Genomic DNA, 23,204 nt, shown 5'->3' with positions numbered 1-23,204 from the left:
TTTATGATATGATATCTGGTATAACTCATATATCAATATTTTTATACCTCAAATATATGCTTTGAGTATTATATAGTTACAATATCCTGAAATATCTGATTGAAATATTCCTGCTAATGTGATATTATAATAACAGAAATATGGTCAGATAAAATAATGATCATTGATATTATTGCAACGGAGTGGTCTTAATGAACAAGAATATTGACTGCGTGAACGCTATAAGCAGTTCTCTGTACAACGTCGGCAACAGTCTCAGACTCCGCAGGGCACTCGGCAAAAAAAATGTGAATCTTGCATTTGCCGGCGGTTCCGTCACGAAGGGTTGGGATGGAAAACAGTATCTTGAAAAAAATTACACGGATCATGTAGCTGAATTTTTCCGCAGCGAGTATCCGGATAAAACTTTCAGTGTCACAAATCTATCTACCGAAAGTGCAAATTCCTTTATTGGTTTATCCATTACCGATAAAGTAATCACTGAAGCAGATCCCGATATAGTATTTATTGAATATGCGGTTAATAATGAATGCGGTCACGACCACATAGTTTCCTATGAAAGTCTTGTTGAACGCATACTTGCTCTTCCGTCAGAACCGGCGGTAGTGCTGATTTTCCTTATTAACAAATCGCTTTACACATGTCAGGGATATATGAAAATGATCGGTTCGCACTATGATCTTTTATCGGTAAGTGTGGCAGATTCTATCAAGCAGCTGCTGGATGAAGGGTTTGACTGGTCAGTATATTCCGATGATGTCATTCATCCTAATACATGGGGACACCGCTTTATTGCTGACTGCGTAACCAAGGCACTGAAGGAGGCAGCTGACAAAACTGAAGATACGGAATACGTTCTTCCGGAAGCTCTTTATTCCCTTGATTATGCTGACTACCATACTTTCAGTACAGATGATGCAATGATCAGGAAAAAGGGGTTTGAGGAAATATCCTGTCCGGAATACGGCGAGTATTTCAACAATGGTGTCCGGTATACCGGAACAAATGATGCAAGTGTCAGATTTGAAGGTGAATTCAAGACACTTTTTGCTGCCTACGTACATGACAAGACAGATCGTTTCAGCGATGCTGATGTAATGATCGACGGAGAAAAGAAAGCCGTACTGCAGGGAAGAAGCATTTATGGCTGGGGAAATGTCGTTTTAAAGAACGTATTCAGTTTTGAAACACGCGGCAGACATTCAGTTGAACTCAAGGTAAAGGACAGAAAGAAAGACTTTATTCTTATTGAGTTTGGCGTGAGCTGATAATCCGCAACTACAGAAAAATTAAAGGAAACGCTGATTTTTCATTTCGACATAAGACAGAAAGAGCATCCTCTCTTGCGGGAAGATGCTCTTTCTGTTTGTAATTGTATATTTATAATGTATCAGTCTGCGAAATAGCTTACGCCGCTTTCGAAGATAAACTGATCTTTGTCACCCTGAACGTTTTTGCAGACGTCAGTGCCTTTTCTTTCGCTGTGACCCATCTTACCGAGAACACGTCCGTCAGGTGAAGTGATACCTTCAATGGCTGCCATGGATGTATTCGGATTGAATCTGATATTCATAGTAGGGTCGCCGTTCATGTCAACATACTGTGTAGCGATCTGTCCGTTTTCAGCAAGCTTCTTTATAAGTGCTTCAGGAGCTACGAAACGGCCTTCTCCGTGTGAAATAGCAATGGAGTGGATCTGGTCAACACTTGTACGTGCAAGCCATGGAGACTTGTTTGAAGCGATTCTTGTTCTTACCATCATAGACTGGTGTCTTGCGATAGTATTGAATGTAAGTGTAGGAGATTCGTCAGTCATGTCAGTGATCTCACCGAACGGTACGAGACCGAGTTTGATAAGAGCCTGGAAACCGTTGCATATACCGAGCATGAGACCGTCACGGTTTTTCAGAAGTTCGTGAACAGCATCCTTTATTCTTGCATTTCTGAAGAATGCAGTGATGAACTTACCGCTTCCTTCAGGCTCGTCACCGCCGCTGAAACCGCCAGGGATCATGATGATCTGTGAGTTTCTGATAGCCTTTTCGATTTCGTTTACTGACTCTTCGATAGCTGAAGCAGAAAGATTCTTTATTACGATTGTTTCAGTAACTGCGCCTGCCTTTTCAAAAGCTCTTGCAGTATCATATTCGCAGTTTGTGCCAGGGAATACCGGAATGAGAACTCTTGGCTTTGCGATCTTAACAGCCGGTCTTGCAGTATTTTTCCTGTCATATCTGTAAGCTTCAGGCTTTGTGTCTTCAGTTTTTATGATGCATGGGTAAACAGGTTCAAGCTTTGACTCCCAGGCATTAAGAAGTGACTCTACTGAAACTGTGTAGTCGATATTGTCGATAACAGCCTCTGATGTTACTTCACCGATAACTGATTCGCTTCCCTTTGTAGGACCGTTTATTTCAACGATGAATGAACCGTAGCACGGAGCAAAGAGCTGTTCCTCGTCAAGTTTCTTTGTAAATCTGAAGCCGAGCTTGTTACCGAAGCACATCTTTGCGATACCTTCAGCAACACCTGCGCCTGCAGTTGTCCATACAGCATTTGCACGGCCTGCTTCAACAATGGATTCTACCTTTTCAAAGCATCTTCTTACGCTGTCGAAATCAGGAAGTCCGTTTTCATCATACTTAGGAGTGATGAGTACTACGCTGCTGCCTGGCTTTTTGAATTCAGGTGAAACGATCTTACCGCTCTTTGCAGTTGAAACAGCAAATGAAACGAGGGTAGGAGGTACGTCTATGTTTTCGAATGTACCGGACATTGAATCCTTGCCGCCGATAGCGCCGCATCCGAATTCAAGCTGAGCCTTCAGTGCACCGAGAAGTGCTGCGAAAGGCTTGCCCCATCTTGCCGGATCATTCTGTGTTCTTTCAAAGTATTCCTGGAAAGTGAGCCAGCATTTTCTGCTGCTTCCGCCGGCTGCTACGACCTTTGCGATAGATTCGATAACAGCGAGTACAGCACCGTGATAAGGGCTCTTTTCGCTTATTACAGGGTTATAGCCCCAGCCCATGATCGAAGCTGTTGTTGTTTCTCCGTTAAGTACCGGTATTTTAGCAGCCATAGCCTGTGAAGGTGTGAGCTGGTAAACACCGCCGAACGGCATAAGAACAGTGCCTGCGCCGATTGTTGAGTCGAATTTTTCAACGAGACCCTTCTGTGAGCATACGTTGAGGTTGGAAATCATCTGTGTCCAGCCTTCAGCGTTGTCTGAGTATTCAGGAGCTATTCCGGTAACCGGTTCTGTAACTCTTACGTCAGTGTGCTTTACGGCACCGTTTGAGTTAAGGAATTCTCTTGAAAGGTTTACGATAGTCTTTCCGTTCCAGTTCATTCTGAGTCTGCTGTCGTCTGTAACATCAGCTACCTTGGTAGCCTCGATGTTTTCCTTTGCAGCTTCAGCCATGAATTTTTCTGTATCTTCAGCAGCGATAACAACTGCCATTCTTTCCTGTGATTCTGAAATTGCAATTTCAGTGCCGTCAAGGCCGTCGTACTTCTTCGGTACTGAGTCAAGGTCGATGAGAAGACCGTCTGTAAGTTCACCGATAGCAACTGATACACCGCCTGCACCGAAGTCGTTGCAGCGCTTGATCATTGAAGTAACGTTTTTGTTTCTGAAAAGTCTCTGGAGTTTTCTTTCCTCCGGCGGATTACCCTTCTGAACTTCAGCACCGCAGCTTTCGAGTGATGAAGCTGTGTGTGACTTTGAAGAACCTGTTGCACCGCCGCAGCCGTCACGTCCTGTCTTGCCGCCGAGGAGGATAACAACATCGCCCGGAACAGGTCTTTCACGTCTGATGTTTTCAGCAGGAGCAGCACCGATAACAGCACCGATCTCCATTCTCTTTGCAACGTAGCCAGGGTGATAGATCTCAGTTACGTGTCCTGTAGCAAGACCTATCTGGTTGCCGTATGAGCTGTAGCCGTTTGCGGCACCAACAACGATCTTTCTCTGCGGGAGCTTGCCCTTGATAGTATCTTCAACAGGAACGAGAGGGTTTGAAGCCCCTGTAACTCTCATTGCCTGGTAAACGTATGAACGTCCTGAAAGCGGGTCTCTGATAGCGCCGCCGAGACATGTTGCCGCACCGCCGAAAGGTTCGATCTCAGTAGGGTGGTTGTGTGTCTCGTTCTTGAACATGAGGATCCAGTCTTCGTCCTTACCGTCAACGTCAACTTTGATCTTTACTGAACATGCGTTGATCTCTTCGCTTTCGTCGAGGTCATCGAGAAGTCCGTCCTTCTTAAGCTTTCTTACAGCTATAGTAGCGAGATCCATAAGAGTCATCGGCTTGTTTTCACGGCCGAGTTCCTTCTTGAGTTCTCTGTAAAGTTCGTATGATTCCCTGATGTAAGGTGATTCTATTTCAACATTTTCAATGTTTGTGGAGAATGTTGTATGTCTGCAGTGATCTGACCAGTATGTATCGATCATTCTGATCTCGGTAATTGTAGGATCTCTTTTTTCCGTGTTCTTAAAGTATTCCTGACAGAAGCAGATGTCGTCGTAGTCCATTGCGAGGCCGTAGCCTTCAACGAATTTTCTGAGTTCGTCTTCACCGTAGCCTGTGAATCCTGTGAGTGTGGCTACTTCAGTAGGAATATTGTATTTTACGTCGAGTGTATCGAATGTATCGAGAGAAGCTTCACGGCTTTCAACAGGGTTGATGAGGTATGCCTTGAGCTTATCGAATTCTGCATCTGTAAGCTTTCCGCTTACAATGTAGACTCTTGCATTCTTTACTCTGCATCTTTCGCCCTGGGAAAGGATCTGTATACACTGTTCGCAGCTGTCGGCTCTCTGGTCGAACTGACCCGGAAGATATTCAACAGCGAATACTCTTTCGTCAGCTGAAACAGCCGGCATTTCACTGTAAGTAATGTCAACCGCCGGTTCTGAGAATACAGTGTTAATTGCGTATTCAAACTTTTCCTTTGTAAGTTTGTCGGCATCGTAACGGTTGAGAATACGGATATTCTCAAGAGAGCTTAGCCTGAGAGCTGTTCTTACATCGCTGAGAACTGACTTTGCTTCTACTGCAAATTCTGGTTTCTTTTCAACATAGATTCTAAATACAGACATGTTAAACTCCATTTCTCCGCATCCGGCTGTGTTTTCAGGTCACTTCGCAGCAGGCAGCGGAAATTTTATTTTATTGCCTTTGCACATCCGCAAATCACGTTTGCCGTGTGCAGACCGGCTGAAAGTAAACGATGAAGAGATCAAGCGTTTACCCTTTCGGTTCCGCAGGGATTATTTCGCCGATGCAGAATCCGTTCATAGACTCTTTTATTTTAACATAAAAAATGCTGTTGCGCAAACTTTTTATTGAGGGTTCTCTTTTAATTTTAACTAATGTATAATTTGGGCTGTATCCCCTGTGAAAACTTGTGCAGTTTTCTTTTTCAAACAGTACCGGTACTGTTTTGCCGACCTGTGCCCTGAGAAATTCACGTTCAAGTTCATGTCCGAGCTCAGTCATGCGGGCTGCGCGTTCGCTTTTGGTGCTGCTGTTTATCTGGTCAGGCATGGCTGCCGCCTTTGTGCCGGAACGCGGTGAGTAAGGGAAGACGTGTATTTTGCTGAAGGCAGTCTTTCTTACAAATTCCATGCTTTCTTCGAAGTCTTCTTCCGTTTCGCCCGGAAAACCGACCATAACGTCAGTTGTGACAGCGGCGTCAGGGAAAATGTTTCTTATGGAAGAAACAAGTCTTGTGTAGTCTGCGGTGGTGTATTTTCTGTTCATTGCCTTAAGAGTTCTGTCGCATCCGCTCTGAAGCGAAAGGTGAAACTGGGGACAGAAACTTTCAGTGTTTTTAAGTTTCAGAAGATCATCGCCGGATATCATCTCAGGTTCAAGAGAGCCGAGCCTTATACGTTTCACACCTTCCACACGGCTGACTGTTTCAACGGCGTCGGTGAGTGAAAGTCCGGCTTCTGCGCCGTAGAAAGCAAGATTGATACCTACAAGAACGATCTCCTGGTAGCCGTTTTTTACAAGGGCGGTAACTTCGCTGGCTATGTCCTCCGGAGGTTTTGAACGGATCCTTCCGCGGGCAAACGGAATTATGCAGTACGAACAGAACTGGTTGCATCCGTCCTGTATCTTGATGAAGCCGCGCGTCTTTCGTTCATTGGAATCATATGACATCGGTTCAAATGCTTCATGTCCGGTATACTGCTGGATATACGCTTCTTTTGTGCGGCTTGATGATGAAAGAGCGTTTAATGCCAGACCGGCAATTTCAGAACGGTTACGGGTTCCGGTTATTATATCTGCTTCGGTGATCTTTTTTGCCTCTTCCTCAAAGGCCTGAGGATAGCATCCGGTCAGTATGATCAGCGAATCAGGATTTTCGTGCCGCAGTTTTCTGAGGGACTGACGGACTTTTTTGTCGCTTGCCGAAGTTACTGTACACGAGTTTATGACGATAACATCAGATCCTTCGGCGGTATCTGAGACGGTAAATCCTTTTTCGGCAAATGTTTTTGCCATGCATCCTGTTTCATAGGTATTTACCTTGCAGCCGAATGTAACGAAAAATACTTTCAAAAAGTGTGTCTCCTTTTTAAATAATAGTCTGTGATTGACAATATTTCAATTATACTATTCTCACAAAAAAAATTCAATGACTTGACTATCATAAAAATAAGGTGTATGATTTATCAGTAAGTGTCTGTCTGAAAACATGTTTCGGAGCAGACATTCCGAATAAGAAAACGCTGCTTCTGTATGCATGAAAGGGGATTTACCCGTTTGTTTTCTGCGTCGGGAACTGGTTTTCATTAACAATACGGAGGGTATTTTTGATGTATTCAGAAAATGTACTTTTATCAGGGGTTTCAGAAGTCAAGAAATTTGTTGACGTAGTTTCAAAATATGATTTCAGTATAGAACTTGTTTCAGGAAAATATGTGGTTGATGCCAAGTCGATCATGGGCATTTTCAGTCTTGATCTTGAAAAGCCTGTACACATGAATGCTGATACTGACGATGAAGGATTCAAGGCTGCGGTAGCACCTTTTCTTGCTTCAAAATAATTATGTTTCAGGAAACACATTCCGGACGGCAGACCGGTATGTCCGGACAGCGTAAACAGGCGTTCTGACCGGCTTTTTCCTGAATACGCACAGGCAGATGTCAGGAAATGTCTGCTTGTGCTTTTTTGTGTATTTTTTCTTGTGAGAATTCACATTAATTGCACTGGTTTGCGGGACTTAAAACAACAATTCCAACAGAAATCAGAGGGAATTATAGTGAAAATACTCAAATAATTCAGACTGATATTGTAGAGACTGTATAATAATGAATAATCGGCTTGCAAAAAAACACATAATATAGTAAAATTGATATAAGGTAAGTAATATTTTATGGAGGTCCATATACTATGACACTTAAGTTAAATGCAAAGTATCTTGAAAGTTTCGTTGGCAGCGATGAAATGGCAGGGATCAAGCCTCAGGTCGAAAAGGCTGTTGAACTTCTTCACAGCAAGACTGGTCTCGGAAACGACTTTTTAGGCTGGCTCAGTCTTCCTACAGACTATGACAAGGAAGAATTTGCAAGAATCAAGGCTGCTGCTGAAAAAATAAAGAAGAATTCAGAGGTTCTTATCGTAATCGGTATCGGCGGTTCTTACCTTGGTGCAAGAGCTGTAATGGAACTTATCAAGTCTCCTTTCTACAACAATCTTAAAAAGGATACACCTGACATCTACTTCGTAGGAAACAACATCAACCCTACATATCTTAATAAAGTTATTTCTATCTGCAAGGACAGGGATTTTTCAGTAAATGTTATCTCAAAATCAGGCACAACAACTGAACCTGCACTTGCTTTCAGAGTATTCAGAAAGATGGTAATCGACAAGTACGGCAAGGAAGGTGCAAAGGAAAGAATCTTCTGCACAACAGACAGAGCAAAGGGAACACTCAAGTCACTTGCTGATACAGAAGGTTATGAAACATTCGTAGTACCTGATGATGTAGGCGGCAGATTCTCAGTTCTCACAGCAGTAGGTCTTCTTCCTATCGCTGCAGCAGGATGCGACATCGATGCTCTCATGAAGGGCGCAGCGGCTGCACAGAATGATTACACAGCTGATTTTGAAAACAACGACTGCTACAAGTACGCAGCTCTCAGAAACATCCTTTACAGAAAGGGCAAGAGCGTGGAACTCCTCGTTTCTTACGATCCAAGCTTCACAATGATGGCTGAATGGTACAAGCAGCTCTTCGGCGAAAGCGAAGGCAAGGACAACAAGGGTATCTTCCCTTCAGCTGTAACATTCTCTACAGACCTTCACTCAATGGGACAGTTCATCCAGGAAGGTTCAAGAATAATGTTCGAAACTGTAATGGATATAAAGAAGCCTGAAGAAGACTTCTTCCTTGAAGATGACGCTGAAAACCTTGACGGCCTCAACTTCCTTACAAACCAGAACATGTCTGTTGTAAACAAGAAGGCTGAAGAAGGTACTATCATAGCTCACACAGAAGGCGGTGTTCCTAACATCGTTCTCGAACTCGAAGACACAACAGAATTCAGCGTAGGCTACATGATCTACTTCTTTGAAAAGGCATGCGCAGTTTCAGGTTACCTCCTCGGAGTAAATCCATTCAACCAGCCTGGTGTTGAAAGCTACAAGTCAAACATGTTTGCACTTCTCGGCAAGCCGGGTTACGAAGACAAGAAGGCAGCGCTTGAAGCAAAGCTTTACTGATAAACAAAAAATAAATTATTGAGGAAACAGCCTTCCTTAAGCGGAGGCGGAAACGGAGAAAATTATGATCAAATTAATTACTGGTGAAAAGGGAACAGGTAAAACAAAGATAATCATCGACATGATGAACGAAGCAATTGCTTCAACAAACGGAAGCCTTGTATGCATCGAAAAAGGTTCTAACCTCAGAACACAGATCAACTACAAGATCAGATGGTGCGATACTGAATACTACAAGGTTGACGGCTTCGATGCTTTCTACGGTTTCGTTTCCGGTATGCTCGCAGGCAACTACGACATCGAAAAGATCTTTGTTGACGGTATCCTTAAGATAGGCGGCAAGGATTTTGATGCTTTCGGAAAGATGCTCGACAAGCTTGCAGTTCTTACAGGTGATGCAACAACTATCGTATTCACTGTTTCAGCTAACAACAGCGAAATGCCAGCTTCAGTTACAAAGTACGTAGGCTGATCAAAAAAGAAAAAAACTATTGACAAGCAGTCTTTAGTTTGGTATAATAATTTTTGTGATGCTCTAAGGGTGTTTAACAATGACTATTAATCTCAGAAAAATATTCAACTTACCGGGCGAGTCTATGCCGGTCGATGTTTCTGTCGAACCGTCAGAGCTTACTGACATTCAGGGCTACACATTCGCTACACCGGTAAACATAAAAGGTCAGGTTTATAACCGCGCCGGAATAGTTAAGATTAAATTTGCCACTGAGTTTACCCTGAACATTATATGTGACAGATGCCTGAAGGAATTTGACCGTTCATATTCATATGAATTTGAACACATTATCGTCAAGTCCCTGTCAACAGACAATGATGAATATATTGTTGCGGATAACGAGAGCATTGATTTGAAAGAAATTGCAATTTCGGATTTACTTTTACAGCTGCCGAGCAAGCTCCTTTGCGATGAAAACTGTAAGGGACTGTGTATGAAGTGCGGCTGTAATTTGAATGAATCGCAGTGTGATTGCTTTTCATCTTAGTAAAATTATGCTTGACAGGAGGTTTAATCATGGCTGTACCAAAGAGAAAAACGTCTAAGGCAAGACGTGACACAAGACGTTCAAACGTTTGGAAGTTAGAAGCTCCAGCATTTAGCAAGTGCACAAACTGCGGAGAACTCACTTCACCACACAAGGTTTGCAAGAACTGTGGTTTCTATAAGGGCGTTGAAGTAATTAAGAAGGAAGCGTAATTAACCCGCTTACCATTTATTAGAGGAGAAGCGATTCTCCTCTAATTTTTTTTAGGAAAGAGAGGTTATTAAATGCCATTACCGGTAGTAGCAGTTGTAGGCAGACCGAATGTGGGAAAGTCTACACTTTTTAATAAACTGATAGGCAAGCGCCTTTCCATCGTTGAAGATACTCCTGGTGTTACCAGAGACCGTATCTACTCAAAGTGCGAATGGAGAGGAAGAGAGTTCATGGTGGTCGATACAGGCGGTATAGAGCCAAAGACCGATGACGTTATTCTCTCACAGATGAAAAGACAGGCAGAGCTTGCTATCGAAAGAGCAGATGTAATAGTTCTTGTAACAGATGTGCGGTGCGGTGTAACAGCAAGTGACTACGACGTTGCGACCATGCTCCAGAAAAGCGGAAAACCTGTCGTTCTTGCAGTAAACAAGTGCGACGTTATAGGTGATACTCCTCCTGAAGTATACGAATTCTACAATCTCGGACTCGGTGATCCGTTTCCTATATCATCTGCTCACGGCCACGGTACAGGTGATCTTCTTGATGAAGTGTTTACTCATTTTCCGGAAGATGACAGTGATGATTACGACGATGACTGTATAAGAGTAGCTGTAATAGGAAAGCCTAATGTAGGAAAGTCATCTCTTATCAACCGTATAGCCGGTGAGGAGAGAGTTATCGTATCAAATATTGCAGGCACCACACGTGATGCTACAGATACGCTTATTGAGAATGAAAACGGAAAGTTTGTTTTTATCGATACAGCAGGTATAAGAAGAAAGTCCAAGGTAACTGAAAACATTGAACGCTACAGTGTTCTCCGTGCATACATGGCGGTTGACAGAGCAGATGTCTGCGTTATCGTTATCGATGCCGTTGAAGGCTTTACTGAGCAGGATTCAAAAGTTGCTGGCTATGCTCATGAACAGGGTAAGGCATCGATCGTTGTCGTGAACAAGTGGGATCTTATTGAAAAGAGCACAAAGACAATGGACGAGTACAGAACAAAGCTTGCAAATGACTTCAGTTTTATGTCATATGTACCGTTTCTGTTCATCTCAGCAAAGACTGGTCAGAGAGTTGACAAACTCTATGAAATGATCGAACATGTTCACGAACAGAATTCGATAAGAATTTCAACAGGTATGCTCAACGATGTTCTGTCTTATGCAACTACAAGAGTTCAGCCTCCTTCAGACAAGGGCAAGAGACTGAAAATCTACTACATGACTCAGCCGTCAACAAATCCTCCGACTTTTGTTACATTCGTAAATAATCAGGAGCTGTTCCATTTCTCATACCAGAGATATATCGAAAATCAGATACGTCAGACATTCGGACTTGACGGAACTCCAGTCAGATTCATTGTCAGGGAACGTGACAAGAAAGATACAAAATAAACTGCGGAGGATAACTAATGCTGCCTTATATAGTAATTGTATTCTGCTGCATAGCGGCCTATCTTATCGGAAGCTGCAATTCAGCTATCATCGTGACAAAGCTTCTTAAGCATGAAGATATAAGGGAATTCGGAAGCAAAAACGCAGGGCTTACCAATGTTCTGCGATGCTTCGGAAAAGGCCCGGCACTTGCAACTCTTGTTTCCGATCTTTTAAAGGGATGTCTGACGATCCTCGTAATAAAGGCGGTTGTAAAAGCTGCCGGATTTACAGGTGATATAATGACTGTCGGATACATAGCAGGGCTGCTTGTAATGCTCGGTCATGTTTTTCCGGTATGGTACGGTTTCAAGGGCGGAAAGGGCGTGCTTGTCACTGCGACAGTGCTTCTTGCCATTGATCCGCTTACATTTGCCGTTGTAATTCCTGTATTTATAATAATGCTTGTTATTACAAAATACGTTTCAGTTTCTTCGATCACTGCTGCTGTTGCGTATCCGATAGTAACATTTGTCATGCAGTATTTTATCAGGCACCTCGAACTCGGTCCTGTACTTGTTCATACCGGCTTTGCCGCTTTAAGCGGTATTCTCATAGTGTATATGCATCGTGCAAACATTCAGAGACTTAAAGAGGGAACAGAGAATAAATTTTCATTTTCAAAAAAATGATCTGAAAAGGGGGACGTAATATGTCTAAGATAGTTATTTTAGGAACGGGAGCATTTGGCCTCAGCATCGCCATAATGGCGGTTGAATCCGGCCACAGTGTTACCATGTGGTCTGCTTTTGAGAGCGAAATAGAAAGCCTTAAGCGCGACAGGGAACACAAAGATAAGCTGCCGGGTGTAAAAATACCTGAAAGTATTGAATTTACAGCTGATATTTCATGTGTTTCCGATGCAGAGATGGTGGTTATCGGCGTTCCGTCTATATTTGTCCGCAAGGTAGTAAGACAGGCTGCTCCGTATATAAAACCTGAAATGATTATAGTGGATACGAGCAAGGGACTTGAGGACGGAACCTATCTCAGAATGAGTGAAGTCATCCGTGAGGAAGTAAAGGATTCACCTATAGTTGCTCTTTCAGGTCCTTCACACGCTGAAGAGGTGTCCAGAAAGATCCCTACAGCTATTTCAGCAGCTTCAGAGGACGAAAAAGCAGCTGTAGCTGTTCAGGAAGCATTCTCTAACGATGTACTCAGAATTTATCTTAACGATGACGTTATCGGATGTGAACTTGGCGGTTCGCTTAAGAATATTATTGCTCTCTGTGCCGGTATATGCGACGGCCTCGGTTACGGCGACAACACTATTGCTGCGCTTATGACCAGAGGTATTACGGAAATTGCACGTCTCGGTGTTGCCATGGGAGCAAGACTTGACACATTCTTCGGCCTTACCGGTGTAGGTGACCTTATTGTTACATGTACAAGTCTTCACAGCAGAAACAGACGCGCAGGAACTCTTATCGGACAGGGTGTGTCTCCGGATGAGGCTGTAAAGCAGGTAGGTACAGTTGAAGGCTACTACTGCTGTAAGGCAGCTTACGGACTGGCGCAGAAGATGAATGTGGAGATGCCTATAACAGCGCAGCTTTTCAAGATCCTGTTTGAAGGCGGAGATGTAAAGGAACCGATAAAAGCCCTTATGAACCGTCCGACCAGATACGAAAGAGAGATGCCGCTGAAATAACAGGAGTGACGCTATGTTTTTTTGATTCAGGTGACAGTGTTTCCGGATACAGGATCGGCCGTGTGACAATTGACCAGAGTTTTCATACGCAGAGCGCCGATGAGAATTTCTATCAGTATTTTTGTAATGATACTCTTTATTCCATGACACGTACCATCCATCCGGATGATGTTGAGTTTTTTAAAAAAACAGTTCTGGAACTTGGCGACGATGAAGTAAGACACTGCGTGATCCGCATGAAAAGCGCACAGAATGATTATCGCTGGATGATTATAAAAATGTCAGTGAACGTTCAGATGCTTTCGCACGGAACAAGACTTACCGACATTGTTGTAAAGGACGCTGTGAAACTTGAAAAGAGTACGACCGGACTTGAAAACATTATTGAGCGGTTCCGGTTCCTTATGAGCGTTCAGGAAGCTGTTATCTTTGAATACAGCAGCCTTACCAACAGGTTCTACGTCTATTCATTCGACTATAATGTCAATACGGTATTTTTGAATGAGGACTTTGATTATTTTCGTTTTCATGCTCTGTCTGACGGTCTTATCGCCGACAGCAGCCGTGAGACTTTCGAGAGTTTCTTTGAAAGCGTAAAGGCCGGCATTTCAAGGTTCAGCTTTGAAATGACAACAGGAATAATGACAAACGGTGATCAGCTGTCGCTGCAGAACTTCAGTGGTTTCTCCGAGACAGACAGTGACGGTAACAGGGTGGTTCTCGGACTTATTACTGCCAGAAAGGCAGTGGAAGATCCGCTGTCAGCAGCAGGTCCGTCATTTGAAGCAAGTCTTGATCCGCTTACAAGGCTTTTCAACAAGAAGACCGTGACCAATTATGCGTACAGCCATATAACATCCGGTGAAAAGAATTCGGTAACCATTGCTATAATCGATATTGATGATTTCAAGTATATAAATGATACCTACGGACATCTTTTCGGAGATGACATAATCTGTACTGCTGCTTCGGTCATCAAGAAGGAGACAGGCAGCAAGGGCGCAGCAGGCCGTATAGGCGGCGATGAGTTCATGGTGGTGCTTGATGACGTGCCGGGCGAAATGGAGATCAGAAGCATTCTGAGGGCTATACGTTCAAACATAGGCATGCAGTGTGCTCAGAAAGCTGACGGCCTCAGGATCACCTGCTCAATGGGCATAGCCAGATTTCCTGATGATGCGCTGTCATACGAGCAGCTTTTCAGAACAGCTGACAAAGCGCTTTACATAGCTAAGGAAAAAGGCAAGGACAGATATGTTATCTACAATCGTGAAAAACACGGTGCTGTTGATGAAACTGATTCAAAGGCGATAAAGACAGCACTTTCCGGTGACCGGAGAAATTCTGACAAGACAGGAGTTACCGCTTCGGTGATTACAGGACTTACAGCAGACGGAACCCTGACTGTTTCTGATGCACTTATGACTATAGTCTCTGCTTTTGACATAGACCGCATTCGTATTTATACAGGAGATGATATGAAGCTTAAGCTTTCGTATCCGGAATCGTATGACGGAGACTGTGCTGATTATCTCATGGATGACGGCTATACTGACAATTTCTCATCAGACGGAATGTTTGTCATGGATAATACTGATATTCTTGAAGGGCGCAACGCCAGCGCATATGCCCGTATGAAGGCAGATGATGTCAAGGCTGCTGTACAGTGTATAACTGCTGATGAAAATGGTGTAAAGGGTATGATCTCATTTGAACTGACCCGTCTTTTCAAGAAGTGGCCGCAGATGGATGTAAGCTTTATGAACATACTCGGAAAAGTGATCTTTAAGAAAATACTGTAATACGGAGCTGATTTAAATGCCTAAGGTAACATGGAAACCGGGAACACTCATGGCACCGCTTCCGGCTGTGCTCGTTTCCTGCGGAACAATGGAAAAGGCAAATGTGTTTACTGTTGCCTGGACTGGAATAATCAATACCCATCCGACGATGGTGTACATTTCAGTTAGACCGAGCAGACACTCCTATGAAATAATTCGCAGAAGCGGAGAATTTGTTATCAATCTCACAACTTCGGCAATGGCACATTCAGTTGATTTCTGCGGAGTGCGTTCCGGCAGTAAGATAGACAAAATAGAAAAGTGTGGTTTTCACAAGGAAAAGGCATCAAAGGTGGAGGCACCTGTTATTTCGGAAAGCCCGCTGAGTCTTGAATGTAAGGTCACTGAAGTAAAGCATCTCGGCACGCACGATATGTTCATCGCCGAGGTCGTTGCCGTGGATATCGAGGAAAGATATATCGACAGCAAAGGCAAGCTAAATCTCCAGCAGGCAGGCCTTATGGCCTACTCCCACGGTGAATATTTCTCACTCGGCAGAAAACTCGGCGAGTTCGGGTATTCGGTGAGAAAGAAGCCGGCAAAGAAGAAAACAAAGCCTGTGAAAGACATCAAGCAGAAAAGCTGATACTAGTCCTGATTTTAGTTTGCAGACGGAAAGAATAATTATTGATCTCAGATATTGATATTAGTATCTGAGATTTTTTTATACAGCAATGAACTCGTTTTGTTACACGAATGTTACATGACTCTGATATAATCAGTATCAGAAGAGCAGGAAAGGTGGTATGGCAATGAAAATTCTGCTTATTGAAGATGATCTGCAGATCTGTAAGGTAATAACGAAGTATTTTACTAACAACGGTGCGGAGATAACAGAAGTGCATAACGGCACTGACGCTCTTGATACCATTGAACAGGGACTTGACGGTTATTCGCTGGTCCTGCTTGATATTATGCTTCCGGGTGCCGACGGATTTACAGTATGCCGCAGTATAAGGCGCCGCAGCGACATACCGGTCATATTCATAACAGCAAGAGCCCGCGAGGAGGATATCCTTCACGGCTATGATCTCGGATGCGATGACTACATAGTAAAGCCATTTCTTTTAACTGCTCTTTTCGCAAAATGCACCGCAGTGGTAAAACGCAATGAGGGGATACAGAACAGCGTTGTAAGATGCGGAGCCATAAGCATTGATACCAGAAAGCTTATCTGCTGTGTAGGTGATGAGGAAGTTGACCTGACGCAGAAGGAGTTTGCGTTAATGAGTTATCTGATAAATCACGAGGGCTGGGTGGTTGACCGCAACACCCTGCTTGACAAGGTATGGGGAGAAGATTATTTCGGCGTTGACCGTGTGGTGGATAACACCGTAAAGCGTCTGAGGAAAAAGCTCGGCGAAGCCGGAAAACAGATACATACCGCAATCGGCAGAGGATATAAGCTCACGGACAATTAAGAAGGAGCTGAATGTGTATGAAAAAGAGATTTAAGAAAACAAAACGAGAGACTTTGAAGGGACTTATTATAAAAACAACGTCAGTGGCTTTGGCGGTGTGCGTTGTGTACGCGCAGATTCAGTGGATGCTGCTTACGAATACAATTTCATACCAGCTTAACGATCCGGCAAATGTTAAGTGGCTGCAGGAAGATGCAATCCGTATCAGTAATTCTTCAGATGTTCAGGATAAACTGGATCAGTTTGAGAATATGCTTGCAGACAAAGCATACAATGAAGTTCATATAAATGATATTTACAGAACGTTTTATGAAAATACGATTATAAATCCTTCATTTATGGGCGGAACAAGTACTTCCAGCGACTATATTATAGGATCATATAACCGATCACCTGGATGTCATTCAGCAGCAGTGGTTCTGGATGAAAATAATAATGTAGTTGCCTCCGGAACTGAACGTATTCTTCTCAGAATATTATTTGGTAAAAATAATACTGACAACGATTATTATGTGTTCAAAAAGGGCGAGAATAAGGAAGCTGATATTTTCTGGAATGATATTATGAGCGGCAGGAAAAATTCATTATCATTGAATATCAGCGTAAAGAGTGCTTATGTCAACAGAACAGAACGCACATTTATACCATGTGTAGCCAGCTATGAAGGGTATGGGGCTGATAATGAGTTAGTCGTTCACAGGGATTTATCTGTAACTGCAGACAATGAAAATTATGAACTTATTGAATTCAGAAATGATGAAAAAAAATGCGTATCCGTCTACTGTCGGAAACGCATGGGTGTGTGGTGAAAACAAAGAAGATATTGACCGTATTGCAGGGTATTTTAACCTGAAATATAATTCTGCCGGAATATCTGATAAAGAAACCTATGATAAACTGATGTCTGAAACAGATATTTTTCAATATGATCATTTTTACATTTGGCTTGATAACAAGAAGTATTCGGTTTACCTCATCAATACACTGAAATATAAAACACCTGAATTTTATAGAATTTACATTAGATACATTATCATATTTGTATTGTTTGTTATCATTATCTCATCTCTGATCTGCCGTAATAAATATTTAAAAAACAAACTGAAATACGCGCTGGAAGACTACGAGCGGGATCTTACCAACCATCTTGCACACGATATGAAAAACACCGCTTATGGCGATAGGCGGCTACGCCGAGAACATCCTTGACGGAAAGCTGACAGACGAGGAACAGAAGGAATATCTTGAAGCTATAATCGAAAACGTGGAATTTGCAGACTCTACCATGAGCAGGACGCTTATGCTCAACAGCATGGACGGAAACGCTGGATTTAAGTATGAAACGACCGATGTGGGCAAGGTAGTAAGTGAAGTAGTGAAGAAATATGAGCCGCTGCTTGAACAGAATAATATAAGCTTTTCACTTGAAGGCAGCGCGACAGTCAAGGCCGAATCAACATCTTTCGAAAAGATAGTGGAAAACCTCATTTCCAACGCAGTGAAATACACACCGGATAACGGTAGTATCAAAGTAACAGCTGACAGAAAAAAAACTGGTCATTTCCAATACCGTAAACGGAAAGATAGATACCAGAAAGCTCAAAGATCCTTTTGTCCGCGGTGAGGAGTCCAGAAGCAATCTTGGCGGCAGCGGCCTCGGCCTTTCCATCGCCGAACGTGCAGCAGCACTTAACGGCTTCAGACTGAATATTTCATGTACGGACAATGAATTCAAAGCAGAAGTGAAATTCTAATCAGAAACGGTGCACCTAAAGGTGCGCTATAGAAAAAAAGCACGCCGCCGGCGTGCTTTTTGTATCAGATCTAACGGTATATTCTTCTGCGGATGAACAGTATCATTAATACTGTTTCCGCCAAGATCAAAATCGGGATCAGAATAATATTCCGGAAAAAGATTTCCTTTGATATTATATAGGAACAATCGCTTTTGTATCCGACAACAAGAAACATTGTCGAAGATGCCAAAACAAGTTTGTACAGACTGAAATCATCTGTTGACAGTTCATTTATAAAACTTGTGTAAGAAATGAAAAATGGCAATATAGCTGCGATTCTGAAATAAAAAGCAGGTTTTTCGGGAATTGCAGATGAGAAATGAATTGACAGTAAAATGATCGCAGGAATTATGATTAGACCTGCAGCCAATGCTGGGAGCTGGAGATTATTTCTTTTCTCAAATATCTTATGTCTGGTATCCGGTAAAGATCTCAGTATGAATTTGCCGCATATCATCATAATCAGGAAAAATATCATCAGCCGTACAGGAAATTCGATCCATGAGTTTGCACCGAGTCTGTCATGAATATTCGAATAATTATAATCCTTTCGTGTTCCTGCCATAAGTAAGAATGTCAGCACTGTTATCGATGTAATACTGAAGAACATTTTACGACGATCCTGTTTCATGGAATGGATAATATCTATGAAAACATTTTCCATTTTTTCTTCCTTGTAATCATTGATTTTTTCACCGCCGGTTACGATATCCTGTATGTGTATATCAAGCACTTCCGACAGCTTTTCAATAACACCGACGTCCGGAAAACTTTCTCCGTTTTCCCATCTGGAAACTGCCTTGTTGGTAACACCTATGAGGTCACCAAGCTCACACTGAGTTAAGTTTTTCTTTGTACGTGCTTCTCTGATCAGAGCACCGGTTTTTACTTTATCCATACGATCACCATCCTGTTTTAGTGCTTTTCTGTTGATATAATCATAACATAAAAGCGGAACTTTGGCAATCTATTATAGCGAGAATCACGCATTTACGCCCTCGGTGCACCTTCGGTGCGCTACCTAAAAAAATCACGCCGGCGGCGTGATTTTGCTTTGAAACTGATATGTATCATTCATTAATTTCCTGTTCAAGAATATCCTTAAGAACAGAATAAAAATCATTTATTTTCATGATAGTTAAAATGCTTGACATCAAAAAAAAAAATAGTACAATATATACATTGCTGTGTTCTGATAATGAAAAAATAATTTATGGAGGTAAACGAAAATGAAGAAGAACGCTATTTTAGCTTTAATAATGGCAGCAAGTATGACAGCAACTATTACGAGTTGTGGAAAAAGCGGTGAAGAAGTATCCAGCAAACCGGCTCAAGAAGTATCCAACGGAACAGAACAGTCTTCATATAATGATGCTATGGGAATAGAGAAAACTATAACAGAAACTGAAGCTATCACAGAAGCTGAAGTTGAAGAAGAGGCAGTTATAGAACCAACACAGGAGATTCTTGCTGCTGATATTGATTCTTGGAAGATTCAGATAGGTAACAAAGTATATACTCTACCTGTAACTCTTCAGACGTTATTAGATGATGGAGCAGTAATTCTTGACAACACAAATCCTATTAGTGATGTTATAGGAGCGCATAGTGGCGGTGGTGTTATATTTTCAATGGATGATAAAGAATATGATTTGTATTTTGAAAATTATTCCGAAGATAGAAAACAAATAAAGGATTGCTATGCTTATCTCACTTACATTAATAAGAGCGAGAATTTTATATTCCCTAAAGGTATTAGAGTTGGGGTAACTGTAGCTGATTTAAAAAATGCTTGGGGAGAACCAACTGAAGACAATTTAGATGAATTAAGATACATTGAGTATTATAAGCGTGTAGGAGAGAGTACAACACATCAGAAATATAGGTATGATGTTGAAATAGATTTAGAACAGCAGACTATAACAGGTATTTCATTTCATTTAAATTTAGATTACGCCATGGGAGACGTAGCAAACTTTGTTGATGTCACCGAATCGGAATAAATAACTTCAGATGTATCTGGATCAGAAACACCAAAAGTTGACGAAGAATCAACTGAAACATCTGCAACAGACGAGTAAACTCTCTCTAAACATAAAATAATGGTTCGTACAAAAGGGCACAAGCGTGCCCTTTTTAAAGTAGTACGCTGAAAGCGTACCATTGAAAAAAGCACGCCGGCGGCGTGCTTTTTTGTTCGGATAAAATGAAAATTCACAAAATCCACTGAATTTAATAAAGAATCCGGAATGCAAATCAATATCCAAAGAATGATAACATATTTACAGCATAAAATGTTATATCAGAATTTTTATCTTTATCGGTACCGGTGTTGTACTGCTTTTTACATTCACGATCTTCAAATGCAGGAGTGAGTATGCTGTCGTGGAAATCTACAAACTGGATCGTATCGCCCTTCACGCCCTTCCAGGAAACAGTGTATTCATCTTCTTTGCCAGGATTTACAATACCCGTTAGCACGCGTATCTCATCAGTATCCATATGATCGTATATCAGCTTCATTTTCAGATTTTTCTGAACATTGTAGCTGCATTTATAGGAAAACAGTTTTTTATCGCTGAGACCGGACTCTGATTTTACTGAAAGCTTTTCAATGGCAAGATCATCTGATTTTAAAGTGATTGTGGCTACGGCTTTACCATCATTATCGTCTTTCATGTTTATGTATTTAAAAAAGGCTTTACTTGTATATTCGTTCATTTCTGCTGTTACTTTGATTTTTTTGCCGTCGTTACTTACGTTTGTTATCTTAAAATAATCGAACATACCATCAAGGAAAAACCTGTGTTCATATAAATCTATTTCCGGCTCGAAAGTATACATGGCCAGGAATTTGCCGGATTCCATTGAACACATCATGTCGCCTTTCTGCATTTCAGCATCTTTCAAGTCATATATTCCGTTGCACTCCCTGTCAGCATAGATCGTATAGCTTTCGAAGCCGACTGACGTTTCGGTTTTTACGCTGTCATATTTTGAAAGAATATTATTCAGACGGTTTGCCTTGGTTATATCCTCCATTGTTATTTCGTCTTTTTCAGATGCGGATTCAGAAGGACTGTTACAGAAAAACTCAGCGGTTTTTAATATGTTATCAGTACTTTTGCAGTTTTCATTACAGGAACCGTTTCTGTACGAGACAGTGACCTTGTAAATTACGCCATTCCCGTTATCGAAAAAATAGTAATCATAATAGTCGCCTTCACTAGAAGCGGCTGACTGATGAATAGCTTCGGTTCCGTAAAAATCAGTTTTCTCATTTTTTAAGAATTCGTAACTTTGCTCAGCACAGTATGCTCTGTTATCACCAGCCAGGTAAACAGCTTTACTGTATTCACCACTGTCATCAGCTTCGAAATAAAGCCTTATATTATTATTGGTTTTCAGAACCAGTGAAAGATAATTATCTTCCGGATCAGAATAGTCAACATCCCATTCTTCATTTTCTGGTACTTTGAAATATCTGAATTCTTCGCCCGCCTGATCCTCATCATATGCGGAATTATCGGAGTTATCAGTTTCGCCGTTTTCATCTGCATCCTCGGTTTCAGTGCTTTCCGCTTCTTCCGTTACCGCCTCGGTAACAATTTCAGAAACTTCTCCGTTTCCGGCATCAGTATTCTCCGTTATCGTATCGCATCCTGTTAAGAAAAGTGAGGATATAAGTGCGATTAATAATAGTTTTCGTTCCATTTTTGTGCTCCTTATATCATATATATTTGTAAGTTAAAATCCTTTATTTATTTTAACATAATCAGATCATTTGCGCAAGTGCGGAGAAGCTGAGTTCCGTCTGTATAAAGAATAGTACGCTTTCAGCGTACCATCTGTTTCTTAGCATCCTCTTTCACAAGTATTACTTCTCCTTTTTGCGGTCTGTAAACTCTCACAAGGTCTCCTTCTTTAAAACCTTCAGTGTTACGGTACATGTCGACCTTGCTTTTTTTTAGTTTGAGAAAATACTTTTTCTTTTTCCCGTCATCTTTCGTTTTATGGAGCGGTTCATTAGCTTCCCAGACTGCATCTACAGTATCAACATAACTTTCGTATGTTTTCTTACTCTTCGAAATACAGTCTGTAAGACAAGCTACAGTGCCAATGAAGCCATATGCTGCCGGAAAAAACGACAGGAATCGGAGCGTTACAAAAAAAGCGTTATGAAAGAAGAAAAGTGCAATGATCACCAGCAGCCAGAATGCGGTGAAACCGATGCCCCATGGTAAGTCACCCCAGATAACACGATCCAGTTTTTTTCTCTGCTTACCTTCTACGGGAGTGAAATGTATACCTTCATAAGGATCGAAGTCAGGTTCGTCTTCTTCATCATTTTCCAAAGGAACAAGCATATTAATAAACGATTCAAAGTCCTTTGCGATAAAACTGATCGTATTCGTGTTCATGTCCTGACTGATTCCCACTACTCCGGGTTCTCCGTCACTTCCGCATTTGCGGTAATCTAAAAATATCATGTCGCTGTCATAGGCCGAGGTACATACAGGGATTAAAGGTGCTAAATCCTCATCTGTCCAGAATCTGAAGTCTGTATCTTTGCTGATACCGTAAATGCTGCCGATTACCCAGCCGGTATTACCGACACTTGTATTTTCAGGACATCCTCCGTTTTGTATACGCATCAGTGCGATGTAAGACTGCGGGAATTTATATCCAAGATCCTTTTCAATATCACGAAGCGTTTCTTCCGAAAACGGCTCAGATTTAAGATCATCATATTCACTGTCGCTGTTCCAGAAATTATTCAGATCAATTTTCTCATACATTTTATTCCACTCCTCATTTTGATTTTTTTCAGAATAACTTAACATTCAATATAATTTTATCACATCTGTGACTCAATTGCAAACAGAGCACATAAGTATCAGGACCTGTATGTAACTGTATTCGTATCAAGATTTATCGTTATACTTTCTGTATTCTTAAAATCAGTTTTTCATTTTTCCTATGACGGTTGTCAGCAGTATCAGTGACACGCCCATTTTGACCACAGCCTTTGCAGGTGCTTCTTTGCTAAGCGTGTAAATTCGTTTGTCTTCTTTGATTTCCATTTTGTGCTGA

At 41.8% G+C, this 23,204-nt stretch carries 21 protein-coding genes; 16 read left to right on the top strand and 5 right to left on the bottom strand.

Annotated features, from left to right (window positions below; translation table 11 throughout):
* The first annotated feature begins 191 nt into the window (after nt 1-191).
* Entirely contained in the window at nt 192-1,268 is a 1,077-nt protein-coding gene (locus tag CC97_RS03650; protein ID WP_044973761.1) for an SGNH/GDSL hydrolase family protein, read from the top strand.
* Between the two features lie 122 nt (nt 1,269-1,390).
* Here the strand turns inward: CC97_RS03650 and CC97_RS03645 are convergent, their stop codons facing one another.
* A complete protein-coding gene (locus CC97_RS03645) occupies nt 1,391-5,101 on the bottom strand; it encodes a phosphoribosylformylglycinamidine synthase (protein ID WP_044973913.1) in 3,711 nt (1,236 codons plus the stop codon).
* Between the two features lie 148 nt (nt 5,102-5,249).
* The gene (gene mtaB / locus CC97_RS03640) at nt 5,250-6,572 is read right to left on the bottom strand and encodes a tRNA (N(6)-L-threonylcarbamoyladenosine(37)-C(2))-methylthiotransferase MtaB (protein ID WP_044973760.1); all 1,323 of its coding nucleotides are present in this window, start codon (nt 6,570-6,572) and stop codon (nt 5,250-5,252) included.
* A gap of 257 nt (nt 6,573-6,829) precedes the next feature.
* Between mtaB and CC97_RS03635 the strand changes: the two genes are divergently transcribed.
* The 14 genes from CC97_RS03635 to CC97_RS03570 all read left to right on the top strand — a co-directional run bounded on the left by CC97_RS03635 (nt 6,830) and on the right by CC97_RS03570 (nt 17,938).
* A complete protein-coding gene (locus tag CC97_RS03635; protein ID WP_044973759.1) occupies nt 6,830-7,060 on the top strand; it encodes an HPr family phosphocarrier protein in 231 nt (76 codons plus the stop codon).
* Between the two features lie 347 nt (nt 7,061-7,407).
* Nucleotides 7,408-8,742, top strand: a complete 1,335-nt coding sequence (locus CC97_RS03630; RefSeq protein WP_044973758.1) for a glucose-6-phosphate isomerase — start codon at nt 7,408-7,410, stop codon at nt 8,740-8,742.
* Between the two features lie 64 nt (nt 8,743-8,806).
* The gene (locus tag CC97_RS03625; RefSeq protein ID WP_044973757.1) at nt 8,807-9,214 is read left to right on the top strand and encodes a hypothetical protein; all 408 of its coding nucleotides are present in this window, start codon (nt 8,807-8,809) and stop codon (nt 9,212-9,214) included.
* A 79-nt stretch (nt 9,215-9,293) separates the two neighbouring features.
* Nucleotides 9,294-9,743, top strand: coding sequence for a DUF177 domain-containing protein (locus tag CC97_RS03620; protein WP_044973756.1), 450 nt, complete (start codon nt 9,294-9,296; stop codon nt 9,741-9,743).
* Nucleotides 9,744-9,772: 29 nt separating this feature from the next.
* On the top strand, nt 9,773-9,955 hold the full coding sequence (gene rpmF, locus CC97_RS03615) for a 50S ribosomal protein L32 (protein ID WP_044973755.1): 183 nt from the start codon (nt 9,773-9,775) through the stop codon (nt 9,953-9,955).
* Nucleotides 9,956-10,027: 72 nt separating this feature from the next.
* Nucleotides 10,028-11,359, top strand: a complete 1,332-nt coding sequence (der, locus tag CC97_RS03610) for a ribosome biogenesis GTPase Der (protein ID WP_044973754.1) — start codon at nt 10,028-10,030, stop codon at nt 11,357-11,359.
* Nucleotides 11,360-11,376: 17 nt separating this feature from the next.
* The gene (plsY, locus tag CC97_RS03605; RefSeq protein ID WP_044973753.1) at nt 11,377-12,030 is read left to right on the top strand and encodes a glycerol-3-phosphate 1-O-acyltransferase PlsY; all 654 of its coding nucleotides are present in this window, start codon (nt 11,377-11,379) and stop codon (nt 12,028-12,030) included.
* Nucleotides 12,031-12,050: 20 nt separating this feature from the next.
* The gene (locus tag CC97_RS03600) at nt 12,051-13,052 is read left to right on the top strand and encodes an NAD(P)H-dependent glycerol-3-phosphate dehydrogenase (RefSeq protein ID WP_044973752.1); all 1,002 of its coding nucleotides are present in this window, start codon (nt 12,051-12,053) and stop codon (nt 13,050-13,052) included.
* Nucleotides 13,053-13,057: 5 nt separating this feature from the next.
* On the top strand, nt 13,058-14,854 hold the full coding sequence (locus tag CC97_RS03595) for a GGDEF domain-containing protein (RefSeq protein WP_044973751.1): 1,797 nt from the start codon (nt 13,058-13,060) through the stop codon (nt 14,852-14,854).
* A 16-nt stretch (nt 14,855-14,870) separates the two neighbouring features.
* The gene (locus CC97_RS03590) at nt 14,871-15,479 is read left to right on the top strand and encodes a flavin reductase family protein (protein WP_044973750.1); all 609 of its coding nucleotides are present in this window, start codon (nt 14,871-14,873) and stop codon (nt 15,477-15,479) included.
* 160 nt (nt 15,480-15,639) lie between these two features.
* Nucleotides 15,640-16,314 (top strand): response regulator transcription factor, encoded by a 675-nt coding sequence (locus CC97_RS03585; RefSeq protein WP_044973749.1) that lies wholly within the window; start codon nt 15,640-15,642, stop codon nt 16,312-16,314.
* Nucleotides 16,315-16,331: 17 nt separating this feature from the next.
* Nucleotides 16,332-17,123: a hypothetical protein gene (locus CC97_RS03580; protein ID WP_044973748.1), complete on the top strand. Its 792-nt coding sequence runs from the start codon at nt 16,332-16,334 to the stop codon at nt 17,121-17,123.
* On the top strand, nt 17,113-17,523 hold the full coding sequence (locus tag CC97_RS03575; protein ID WP_044973747.1) for a hypothetical protein: 411 nt from the start codon (nt 17,113-17,115) through the stop codon (nt 17,521-17,523). The genes CC97_RS03580 and CC97_RS03575 overlap by 11 nt, the downstream gene beginning before the upstream one ends.
* Complete coding sequence (locus CC97_RS03570; RefSeq protein WP_044973746.1) at nt 17,489-17,938, top strand: HAMP domain-containing sensor histidine kinase; 450 nt, start codon at nt 17,489-17,491, stop codon at nt 17,936-17,938. Before CC97_RS03575 ends, CC97_RS03570 begins: the two co-directional genes overlap by 35 nt.
* Before the next feature lie 200 nt (nt 17,939-18,138).
* On the opposite strand, the gene CC97_RS18555 is transcribed toward CC97_RS03570, so the two are convergent.
* On the bottom strand, nt 18,139-19,008 hold the full coding sequence (locus CC97_RS18555; RefSeq protein ID WP_049962667.1) for a helix-turn-helix transcriptional regulator: 870 nt from the start codon (nt 19,006-19,008) through the stop codon (nt 18,139-18,141).
* A gap of 331 nt (nt 19,009-19,339) precedes the next feature.
* Here CC97_RS18555 and CC97_RS03560 point away from each other — a divergent pair, with 331 nt between their 5' ends.
* Nucleotides 19,340-20,113: a hypothetical protein gene (locus tag CC97_RS03560; protein ID WP_044973745.1), complete on the top strand. Its 774-nt coding sequence runs from the start codon at nt 19,340-19,342 to the stop codon at nt 20,111-20,113.
* Nucleotides 20,114-20,366: 253 nt separating this feature from the next.
* Here CC97_RS03560 and CC97_RS03555 read toward each other — a convergent pair whose 3' ends face one another.
* Together CC97_RS03555 and CC97_RS18550 are read right to left on the bottom strand one after the other, a co-directional pair.
* Nucleotides 20,367-21,824 carry a hypothetical protein gene (locus CC97_RS03555; protein WP_044973744.1) on the bottom strand — a complete coding sequence of 486 codons (1,458 nt, stop codon included), beginning with the start codon at nt 21,822-21,824 and terminating at the stop codon, nt 20,367-20,369.
* Between the two features lie 122 nt (nt 21,825-21,946).
* Entirely contained in the window at nt 21,947-22,909 is a 963-nt protein-coding gene (locus tag CC97_RS18550) for an SMI1/KNR4 family protein (protein ID WP_049962666.1), read from the bottom strand.
* Between the last annotated feature and the right edge of the window lie 295 nt (nt 22,910-23,204).

The sequence above is a fragment of the Ruminococcus sp. HUN007 genome (assembly GCF_000712055.1).
Classification (GTDB): Bacteria; Bacillota; Clostridia; order Oscillospirales; family Ruminococcaceae; genus HUN007.
This window is presented reverse-complemented; position numbering and strand designations above follow the sequence as displayed.

Bases quoted from the DNA above. Each gene is read 5' to 3' on its own strand.
- CC97_RS18550 (WP_049962666.1), bottom strand. From the start codon at position 22,909: ATGTATGAGAAAATTGATCTGAATAATTTCTGGAACAGCGACAGTGAA.
- CC97_RS03590 (WP_044973750.1), top strand. From the start codon at position 14,871: ATGCCTAAGGTAACATGGAAACCGGGAACACTCATGGCACCGCTTCCG.
- CC97_RS03635 (WP_044973759.1), top strand. From the start codon at position 6,830: ATGTATTCAGAAAATGTACTTTTATCAGGGGTTTCAGAAGTCAAGAAA.
- CC97_RS03585 (WP_044973749.1), top strand. From the start codon at position 15,640: ATGGCAATGAAAATTCTGCTTATTGAAGATGATCTGCAGATCTGTAAG.
- CC97_RS03560 (WP_044973745.1), top strand. From the start codon at position 19,340: ATGAAGAAGAACGCTATTTTAGCTTTAATAATGGCAGCAAGTATGACA.
- CC97_RS03620 (WP_044973756.1), top strand. From the start codon at position 9,294: ATGACTATTAATCTCAGAAAAATATTCAACTTACCGGGCGAGTCTATG.
- rpmF (WP_044973755.1), top strand. From the start codon at position 9,773: ATGGCTGTACCAAAGAGAAAAACGTCTAAGGCAAGACGTGACACAAGA.
- CC97_RS03580 (WP_044973748.1), top strand. From the start codon at position 16,332: ATGAAAAAGAGATTTAAGAAAACAAAACGAGAGACTTTGAAGGGACTT.
- CC97_RS18555 (WP_049962667.1), bottom strand. From the start codon at position 19,008: ATGGATAAAGTAAAAACCGGTGCTCTGATCAGAGAAGCACGTACAAAG.
- CC97_RS03600 (WP_044973752.1), top strand. From the start codon at position 12,051: ATGTCTAAGATAGTTATTTTAGGAACGGGAGCATTTGGCCTCAGCATC.
- CC97_RS03645 (WP_044973913.1), bottom strand. From the start codon at position 5,101: ATGTCTGTATTTAGAATCTATGTTGAAAAGAAACCAGAATTTGCAGTA.
- CC97_RS03555 (WP_044973744.1), bottom strand. From the start codon at position 21,824: ATGGAACGAAAACTATTATTAATCGCACTTATATCCTCACTTTTCTTA.
- plsY (WP_044973753.1), top strand. From the start codon at position 11,377: ATGCTGCCTTATATAGTAATTGTATTCTGCTGCATAGCGGCCTATCTT.
- CC97_RS03630 (WP_044973758.1), top strand. From the start codon at position 7,408: ATGACACTTAAGTTAAATGCAAAGTATCTTGAAAGTTTCGTTGGCAGC.
- CC97_RS03650 (WP_044973761.1), top strand. From the start codon at position 192: ATGAACAAGAATATTGACTGCGTGAACGCTATAAGCAGTTCTCTGTAC.
- CC97_RS03570 (WP_044973746.1), top strand. From the start codon at position 17,489: ATGGCGATAGGCGGCTACGCCGAGAACATCCTTGACGGAAAGCTGACA.
- CC97_RS03625 (WP_044973757.1), top strand. From the start codon at position 8,807: ATGATCAAATTAATTACTGGTGAAAAGGGAACAGGTAAAACAAAGATA.
- der (WP_044973754.1), top strand. From the start codon at position 10,028: ATGCCATTACCGGTAGTAGCAGTTGTAGGCAGACCGAATGTGGGAAAG.